This is a genomic window from Streptomyces triticagri (assembly GCF_003429565.1).
Classification (GTDB): Bacteria; Actinomycetota; Actinomycetes; order Streptomycetales; family Streptomycetaceae; genus Streptomyces; species Streptomyces triticagri.
The window spans coordinates 20,108-28,544 of sequence record NZ_QUAK01000111.1 but is presented as its reverse complement, the minus strand read 5'-3'; the positions used below and the strand labels follow the sequence as shown (position 1 = coordinate 28,544).

Below are 8,437 nucleotides of genomic sequence, written 5' to 3'. Positions count from 1 at the left end.
TGCGGCCCGGCCGCCGGTCACCGCTGGTCGCGGGGCGGCGTCCGGGGCCGCCGAACCTCCGCGTCCCGCGGGGCGCCTCGCTCCGGACGCCCGGTGGTGGAGCACGGCCACGCAGCGCCGCGCCGCGCCGGTTCCGGGGCCGGGTCCGGTTCCGCGGGAGGCTCAACCCGACACGTCCGCGCCGGCAGACCACGGGGCGAACCCGTTCACCAATCCCGGTCCACTCACCAAGTCGCCCCCTGCGCAGGGCACTTCATCCGTCACGACGCGCCCCGCACCGACCACGGCCTCCGCCGCGGTGCCCACCTCTACGCCCGACACACAGCCGCCGTCACCGGCCGCGGACACACCACAGGCGCCGGGGGCGCCAATGCCGTCGGCTGCACCGGCTGCACCGGCTGCACCGGCTGCACCGGCTGCACCGGCGTCGGCCGTCCCGATGTCAGTCGCGCCATCCCCGGCCGCGCCGGTCGGCGCGCAGGCGGCGGGTGCGCCCCGTACGGCAGCGGCTGCTCCGCCCGTGCCGGCTGGTCCGGGGTCGGGCTCCCCTGAGTCGGTCGGCTCGGCATTTCCGTCCTCGACGTCGACGAGCCACCCGAGCGGCCTGCGCCACGCTGCCGGGGGTTCTCCGGTCGCTCCAGAGGGGCGTGAGGCGCGGGAGGCGCCCAAGTCGTCGGCCGCATCGGCGTCGGCCGTCTCGATGCCTGCCGCCCCGCCGCCCTCGGCCGCACCCGTCGGCGCGCAGGCGGCTGCTCCGCCCGTGCCGGCTGGTCCGGGGTCGGGTTCCTCTGAGTCGGTCGGCTCGACATTCCCGTCCTCGACGTCGACGAGCCACTCGAGCGGCCTGCGCCACGCTGCCGGAGGCTCTCCGGTCGCGCCAGAGGAGCAGGAGGCGCCAATGCCGTCGGCCGCACCGGTCGGTGCGCACGCATCCGCGGCGCCCCGTACCGCAGCGACCGCCCCACCCGTACCGGCCCGTCCGGAACCGGGCTCGCGGGAGTCGGCCGGCTCGGCGTCCCCGACGCCGACGCCCACCAGCCACCCCGGCGGCCCGCGCCGCCGACCCGCCGCAAGCCCTCCGCCCACCGCCAGTGAACCCGAAGCCGAACCCCGCACCGGCGGCGCACCGGAAGCCGAGCCCCCCGCCGGAGGCACACCGGAAGCCGACCCCCACCCCGGCGGCACGTCGAAGACCCCCGCCCCCCGCCGCACCACCGCGGAGCAACAGGCCACCGTGCCGCCCGAGTTCGATCTCGCCCGGAGTCGACCCGGTGGCCGTGTCCGGGCCTTGCTCGACAAGGCGCGGCAGGAGCGGTCGGAGCGCCTCGGGTCGCGGCTGCAGCGGCGCAGCGAACAGGAGAAGCGCTGGCGGACCGACCTCGCGGGCGAGAAGCGCGTCGGCTCCGAGCTGCACCGGCTGCGGCGGCACGGATGGCACGTACTGCATTCCGTACCGTTGTCCGGCACCGAGGGCACGGAGGGCACCGAGGACATCGAGCATCTGCTCATCGGCCCGGGCGGCGTCTTCACCGTCGCCACCCGCCACCACCCGGGCCGGGCCGTCCGCATCGACGACGAAACCGTCCAGATCGACCGCGGCACCGCCGAACCGCACGGCCTCGCGCAGGCCGCCGACGCCGCCCGGGTGCACGAAGTGCTCGCGCCGCACTGCGCGTTCCCGCTCCGTGTCCAGGCCGTCGTGGTGTACGTCGGCGTCACCGAGCTCACGGTGGAGGCCACCAGGTTGCCCGCACGCCTCTACCAGGAGCGCCAGGTCTCCGCACTCGGTCCGCTCACCGGTGTCCTCGACCCCGCCCAGGCGGCCCACGTCCACCGGATCGCCCGCGACCGCCGCACCTGGCCGGGCGCCTGAACCCCGCTCACGGGCGAGGTACGCCCCGCGAGGCTCGCCCGTGAGCGGTCCAACTCGCCCCGCCAGGCGATAGGTTGTCGCCGAAGCAGCAGCCAGCCAGCCAGCCAGCAGCAGCCGGCCGGCAGGCAGCAAGCAGCAGGCAGCAACCGGCCTACGTCCAGGGGGGATTCAGCATGTCCAGCGAGGTGCGCGAGCAGGACCCGGAGGAGCGGCACACGGATTTCGACAACGGCAAGGCCCACCCGGCCCGGGTCTACGACGTCTTCCTCGGCGGCAAGGACAACTACCCGGTGGACCGCGCCGCGGCCGCCGCCGCGCTCGCCGCCAACCCGCGCGGCTATCTCGACGTCCGCCACAACCGTGACTTCCTGCGGCGCGCGGTCAAGCGCCTGACCGGGCAGGCCGGCATCCGCCAGTACCTGGACATCGGCACCGGTCTGCCCACCCAGGAGAACGTCCACGAGATAGCCCAGCGCCTCGCCCCCGACTCCCGGGTGGTCTACGTCGACAACGACCCGGTCGTCCTCGCACACGCCCGCGCCCTGCTGACCAGCGGCCCCGACGGCGTCACCGACTACATCGACGCCGACTTCAACGACCCGGACCTGATCCTCGAAACCGCCGCCCGCACCCTGGACTTCGAGCAGCCGATCGCCCTCGTACTCGTGGCGATCCTGCACTTCGTGGAGGACGCGGAGGCGCACTCCGTCGTACGCCGCCTCGTCGAGGCCCTGTCGTCCGGAAGCCGCCTCGTCCTCAGCCACCTCACCGAAGACCTCAACGCGGAGAACGTCCGCGCGGTCCAGCGCACCTACACCGAACGCGGATTCACCTTCGTCCTGCGCTCCCGGGCCGAGGTCGAGCGCTTCCTCACCGACAACGGCCTCGAGGTGGACTCCCCGGGCGTCGTGCCGGTCCACCACTGGCACCCCGACCACGCGGCACCCGTCCCCGAGCGCCCGGACGGCGACCGCCTCGCCGACCTCGACACCATCGACCAGGTCAAGTACGCGGACATCAACGACGTGACGGACGCCGACATCAACGTCTACGCGGTCACCGGCCGCAAGCGGTGAGCTCCGGACCCGCCGCATGATCGACTACGACGCCGAGTCCGCCTCGTACGACAGCTCCCGCGGCGGCGAACCGCGCGCCGCGGCCGCCGCCGACGCCGTCGAGCGGCTGCTGCCGCAGGCGACCGGCACCGTCCTCGACCTCGCCTGCGGCACCGGCATCGTCACCCGACGCCTGGCCCGCCCCGGCCGCACCGTCCTCGGGGTCGACCGCTCCCCGGGCATGCTGGCCCTCGCGGCGCAGCGCCTGCCGCGGCACGTCCTGCTCGGCGACGCCGGCCAACTCCCGCTGGCCACCGCGTCCGTGGACGCCGTCACCCTGGTCTGGCTGCTGCACCTGCTGCCCGACGCCGCACCCGTCCTGGCCGAGGCCGCCCGGGTGCTGCGCCCCGGCGGCGTACTGATCACGACGGTCGACAAGGGCGCCGGATACTTCACCGAGCCCAGCGACATCGCCGAGGCCACGGAACCGCTGCGCCGTACGCACGCCCACACCGTCACGGACCGCACCGAGCACATCCTCTCCCTGGGCACCCAGCACGGCCTGACCCCCGCGGCCGAGACCACCTTCCGCGGCATCGGCCAGGGCCGGAGCCCGTACACCTGGCGCCGGGCGATCGAGGGCGGCAGCATCCCCTGGGCGAGCGCAGCACCCCCGGACCAGCGGGAAGAGCTCTGCACCCGACTGTCCCGCCTCCCCGCGCAGCACGCGCCACGCCCCGACCCCTGCTACCGCCTGCTCGCGCTCAAGGCGGGGGCGGGGAACGAGATGTAGGAGGGGAAGGGGACACAGGCCACCGGATCAGTGGCCGTCGATGAGCAGCACCCGGTGATCGCGGTCCGGCGAAGACGGGGGGCAGGGGTCAAGGGGCACCCGGGCGGGCCCGAGGGGCGTTCGGGGCCTCCGTACGCGCACCGGAGCCCGCGACGGCCGCCGCGAAACGGGCGGTGAAGGCGGTCCACGCCGCCGAGGCCGCGGGCTCGGCGGCCAGGGCGCGGCGGAGCAACTCGTCGCGGTCGTAGCCCTGTTCGCGCAGCGGCCCGGGAGCCCAGGCGCCGATCCGGCCGGCCGGGACCTCGGGGTGGAACTGGACGCCCCAGGCCGCGTCCCCTACTCGGAAGGCCTGGTGAGGGCAGCGTTCGCTGTCCGCCAACCACACTGCGTCCGGCGGGAGTTCGGTGATCGCATCGACATGGCGCTCGATCGCGGGCGCCACCGCGGGCAGCGGCCCGAAGAGCGGGTCCGCGCCGGCTTCGGGGCGCATCCGGATCGGCGTACTGCCGAACTCGGGCGGACCGTACCGCCCCCGTACGCGCCCGCCCGCGACCTCGGCGAGCAGCTGCCCGCCGAGGCAGATGCCCAGCATCGGCCGCCCGTCCTCGAGCGCCTGCGCGGTGAGCCGGCGTACCGCGGGCAGCCACGGCGCCCGCTCGTCCTCGCCGGGCAGATATCCGCCGCCGAGCACCAACAGGGCGCGGCGGCCCAGGAGTCGAGGCAGCGGCTCACCGGCGTGGGCCTGCACCACCTCGAGGTCGAGCCCGGCCTCGCGCAGCCCGTCGCCGACCCTCCCCGGGCCCCCGGACGGGGTGTTCTGCACGACGAGCACGGACCGCCGCACTCCCGACCCGCCGGCCGACCCGTCGGTCGACCCCTCAGCCCGGTTCTCCTCCGCGCCACCGACCACGGCCACACCTCCGCGGACCATGGTGACCTACGGGCGTACGTACGCACAGGGGCCTCAGCCCTCGCCCGACGCAACCCCCACTCCCACCCCCGTCCCCATCCCTGCAGCGATCTCCCAGAACCCCGCATACCGGCCGCCCCGCCGCAGCAGCTCGTCATGGCCGCCCTGCTCCACGATCCGCCCGCCGTCCAGGAAGGCCACGCGGTCCGCCCGCTGCACCGTACGCATCCGGTGCGCGACCATCACCACCGTCCGGCCCGCCATCAGGCGTTCGATGCCCTCGTGCACGGCCGCCTCGTTCACCGGGTCCAGGGCCGAGGTCACCTCGTCGAGCAGCACGACGGGCGCGTCCTTGAGCAGCGCCCGCGCGATCGACACCCGCTGGCGTTCACCGCCGGAGAGCCGCGCCCCGCCCTCGCCGACCTGCGCCGCCCAGCCGCCGGGCAGCCGCTCGACCACCTCGTCGAGCCGCGCCGCCGAGGCCGCCGCCCGTACCGCGGCCTCGTCGGCGCCGGGCCGGCCGATCCGTACGTTCTCCTCGATGGTGCCGTCGAAGAGATAGACGTCCTGGAAGACGATCGCGATCCGCGCCATCAGATCCTCGGTCCGCATCGCGCGCACATCCACACCGCCCATCCGTACCGCGCCCGCTTCCACGTCGTAGAAGCGCGCCACCAGTTGAAGCAGCGTGCTCTTGCCCGCGCCGGACGGCCCGACGACGGCGAGCCGCCCGCCCTGTGGCACGGACAGCGACAGCCCGTCGAGCACCCGGCGGTCGCCGTGCCGGAACGAGACGGACTCGAACTCCAGGCCGTGGGAGGCCGGTTGGGCGGGCTCGGCCGGCTCCGGCAGCGGACGGGTGCTCAGTACCGCGTCGAGCCGGCCCAACTCCTGCCGTGCCGCCCGGAGTCGGCCGCCGATCCCGGCGAGCGACAGCAGCGGATCCGCACACCGCGCCGCGAGGACCAGAATTGCAAGGACCTCCGCCGCGCCCACGCTCCCGTCCAGCGCCAAGTACGCCCCGACCACCAGGAGTACGGAGAACATCGCCTGCACCACGAGGGTCAGACCCAGCGACCCCGGGAGCGCGGCGAGCGTGCTGCGACGGGACGCGTCCCGCATGTTCCGCAGCGAGTCGTCGAGCAGCCGGAAGCGCTCGCCGCCGTGCCCGCCGGCCCGCAGCACCGGCTGCGCCTGCAGATACTCGACGACCCGTCCGGTCGCCTCGTGGTCGCGCCGGTGCCGCTCGGCGTCGGTCGCGGCCATCGAGCGCGCCGTCCACACCTGCACCGCCGCCACCAGCGGAGCCGCGGCCAGCGCGGCGAGCCCCAACTGCCAGTTGAACGCGAGCAGTACGGCCAGCACGGTCAGCGGAGTGACCAGGGCGGAGACGAACGGCGCAAGCAGATGCGCGATCACCCCCATGGCCTGCAGCACCCCCTGACTCGCGAGCACCGACACCTCCCCGAGCCGCCCGCCCCGGAACCATCCGATGGGCAGCCGGGCCAGATGGTCCCCGAGCCGGTGGTACATGCCGCGCAGCAGCGACGTCCCGGCCCGGAACCCGGACAGATCGCTCACGAACCGCAGCACCGCGCACCCCGCGACCGCCGCCCCGAAGGCGGCCAGCCACGGCCAGGCGTCCTCGGGCGTGCTCCCGAACAGCGCCCGCAGCAGCGGCACGAGCAGTGCGTACGACAGGCCCTCGGCGACCGCGGCCGCCGTCATCAGGGCCACGGTGCGGCGCACGGGGCGGGCGTACTCGTGTCCGAGCACCCGCAGCAGCGTCCGGATCATCGGGTCTCGCCTCCTCGCGGTGCGGTGGTGGGGTCCGGGTCCCGGGGCGCGTCCGGTCCGGTTGTTCTCTCGCCTGCGCCTGCGCCTGCGCCCTCGACCGCGCCCCCGGCCGCTCGCCGGTGTCGCCAGAAGCGCGCGAACTTGCCGTCCATGGCCAGGAGTTCGGCCGGCGCGCCCTGCTCCGCCACCGCCCCGTCCGCCAGGAACACCACCGTGTCCGCATCGGCCACCGTCTCCAGACGGTGCGCGATCACCAGGACCGTCCGGTCACCGCCCAGCGACGTCAGCGCCCGCCGTACCGCCTGCTCGGTCGCCGGATCGGCGAACGCGGTCGCCTCGTCCAGTACGAGCACCGGGGTGTCCGCGAGCAGCGCCCGGGCGACCGCGAGGCGCTGTGCCTCCCCGCCGGACAGTCCGGCGTCCTCGCCGATCACCGAGTCGTAGCCGCGCGGCAGTTCGAGGATCCGCTCATGGATGCCGGCCGTCCGGGCGGCCCGTACGACGGCGTCGTGGCCGGCCCGGTCCGCCTGCGGGACGGCGAGCGCGATGTTCTCCGCGACCGTCGCCCGCAGCAGCGTCACCTCCTGGAAGACGAACGACACCGTGCGGTACAACTCCCGGCTGCCGAGCTCCCGCAGGTCGACCCCGCCGAGCAGCACCGCGCCCTGTGTCGGGTCGAAGAACCGGGGCAGCAGTTTGACCAGCGTCGACTTCCCGCTGCCGGACGGCCCCACGACCGCGGTGACCGTGCCCGGCTCGAGGGTGAGATCGATGCCGCGCAGCACCTCGTGCCGCCGGCCTTCGTGCCCCTCGCGCTCGTCCTCGTAGCCGAAGCGCACCCCGCGCAGTTCGACACGGTGACCGTTCGGCGCCGTCGGTCGATCCGGCTCCGGCAGCGGGGGCACGGCGAGCACCTCCCGTATCCGGCCGACCGCGCGGCCCGCGGCCTGCAGATCGTCGAAGCCGTGGCCGAGCGCCGCGACCGGCGCGGTCAGCCCGAGGCCGAGCAGCAGGAACGGCAGCAGATCGGCGGGCGCGAGACCACCACCGGTGATCAGCAGCGTGCCGCCGGTCAGCACGACGAGCAGTACGAACGGCGGCGAGAGCGCCAGCTGCATCCCCGCGGCCGGCCGGGACATCCCGTGCACCCACCGGTTGAAGGTGCCGACGAACGCGTCCGCGGCCGACAGGAACCTGCGGTGCGCGCGCTCGGAGCCGCCGTACGCCTTGACGACCGCGATGCCCTGCACGAACTCGACCACGGAGTCGGCGATCCGGCCCATCGCGGAGTCGAACTCCAGCTGCTCACGCTGCCGGGCCGGCGTCATCATCAGCGGCACCTGCGCGACTGCCAGGACCACCGGAGCCAGCGTGATCAGGGTGAGCCGCCAGTCGACGGTGAACAGATACGCCAGCGACACCAGCGGCACCACGAACGCGGCCACCAGATCGCCCGGCGCATGCGCGATGAACGGGTGTACGGCGCTGACGTCGTCCCCCACCACCTTGGCCAGCTCACCGCTGCGCCGCCGCGCGAACCAGCCGATCGGCACCCTGCCGAGCCGCTCGGCCAGCAGCCTGCGGAACGCCAACTGCACATGCCCGTCGACCAGATGACCGATCCCGGACGAGGCGGCCGTGAACACCAGGCGTACCAGCAGTCCGGCCACCCCCGCCGCCACCACGAACCAGACGTGCCGGTGGTCCACCGCACCCGGGGCGAGCAGCGTCCGCCCCAGCTCGACGACCGCGAGCAGCGGGGCGAGCCCGGCGACCGCGCCGATGATCTGCAGGACGACCACGGAGGCGAAGGCCGGGAGATGGGGCCGCAGAAGGTCGCGGACGGTCGGGGGCGGCTCCTTGCCACCGGAGGACCCGCCGACGGCGGGCGGCCCACCGGTCGTGGCGGCCGTGTCCGGATCCGATGCTGTGTCGATGGTGGTCATCGCTCTCCTGCGTCCCTCGGGTGCTGACGCGGTCAGCATCACCGGCGCAGGTCCGGGAGGTCT

The 8,437-nt window shown here is 74.6% G+C and carries 6 protein-coding genes; 3 read left to right on the top strand and 3 right to left on the bottom strand.

Annotation, left to right across the window (positions count from 1 at the left end; genetic code table 11):
- Positions 1-898: 898 nt before the first annotated feature.
- The 3 genes from DY218_RS34285 (at position 899) to DY218_RS20400 (ending at position 3,721) form a co-directional block, all read left to right on the top strand.
- Positions 899-1,873, top strand: coding sequence for a nuclease-related domain-containing protein (locus tag DY218_RS34285; protein WP_158574066.1), 975 nt, complete (start codon positions 899-901; stop codon positions 1,871-1,873).
- Between the two features lie 173 nt (positions 1,874-2,046).
- Entirely contained in the window at positions 2,047-2,949 is a 903-nt protein-coding gene (locus DY218_RS20405; RefSeq protein ID WP_128557539.1) for an SAM-dependent methyltransferase, read from the top strand.
- A 16-nt stretch (positions 2,950-2,965) separates the two neighbouring features.
- On the top strand, positions 2,966-3,721 hold the full coding sequence (locus DY218_RS20400; RefSeq protein WP_128557538.1) for a class I SAM-dependent methyltransferase: 756 nt from the start codon (positions 2,966-2,968) through the stop codon (positions 3,719-3,721).
- An 88-nt stretch (positions 3,722-3,809) separates the two neighbouring features.
- Here DY218_RS20400 and DY218_RS20395 read toward each other — a convergent pair whose 3' ends face one another.
- The 3 genes from DY218_RS20395 to DY218_RS20385 form a co-directional block, all read right to left on the bottom strand.
- On the bottom strand, positions 3,810-4,553 hold the full coding sequence (locus DY218_RS20395; protein ID WP_128557537.1) for a type 1 glutamine amidotransferase: 744 nt from the start codon (positions 4,551-4,553) through the stop codon (positions 3,810-3,812).
- Positions 4,554-4,685: 132 nt separating this feature from the next.
- Positions 4,686-6,428 carry an ABC transporter ATP-binding protein gene (locus DY218_RS20390; protein WP_128557536.1) on the bottom strand — a complete coding sequence of 581 codons (1,743 nt, stop codon included), beginning with the start codon at positions 6,426-6,428 and terminating at the stop codon, positions 4,686-4,688.
- Positions 6,425-8,374 carry an ABC transporter ATP-binding protein gene (locus DY218_RS20385; protein ID WP_128557535.1) on the bottom strand — a complete coding sequence of 650 codons (1,950 nt, stop codon included), beginning with the start codon at positions 8,372-8,374 and terminating at the stop codon, positions 6,425-6,427. Before DY218_RS20385 ends, DY218_RS20390 begins: the two co-directional genes overlap by 4 nt.
- Between the last annotated feature and the right edge of the window lie 63 nt (positions 8,375-8,437).

Coding starts and splice junctions, on each gene's coding strand:
- DY218_RS34285 (WP_158574066.1), top strand. CDS start 899: ATGCCGTCGGCCGCACCGGTCGGTGCGCACGCATCCGCGGCGCCCCGT.
- DY218_RS20405 (WP_128557539.1), top strand. CDS start 2,047: ATGTCCAGCGAGGTGCGCGAGCAGGACCCGGAGGAGCGGCACACGGAT.
- DY218_RS20400 (WP_128557538.1), top strand. CDS start 2,966: ATGATCGACTACGACGCCGAGTCCGCCTCGTACGACAGCTCCCGCGGC.
- DY218_RS20390 (WP_128557536.1), bottom strand. CDS start 6,428: ATGATCCGGACGCTGCTGCGGGTGCTCGGACACGAGTACGCCCGCCCC.
- DY218_RS20385 (WP_128557535.1), bottom strand. CDS start 8,374: ATGACCACCATCGACACAGCATCGGATCCGGACACGGCCGCCACGACC.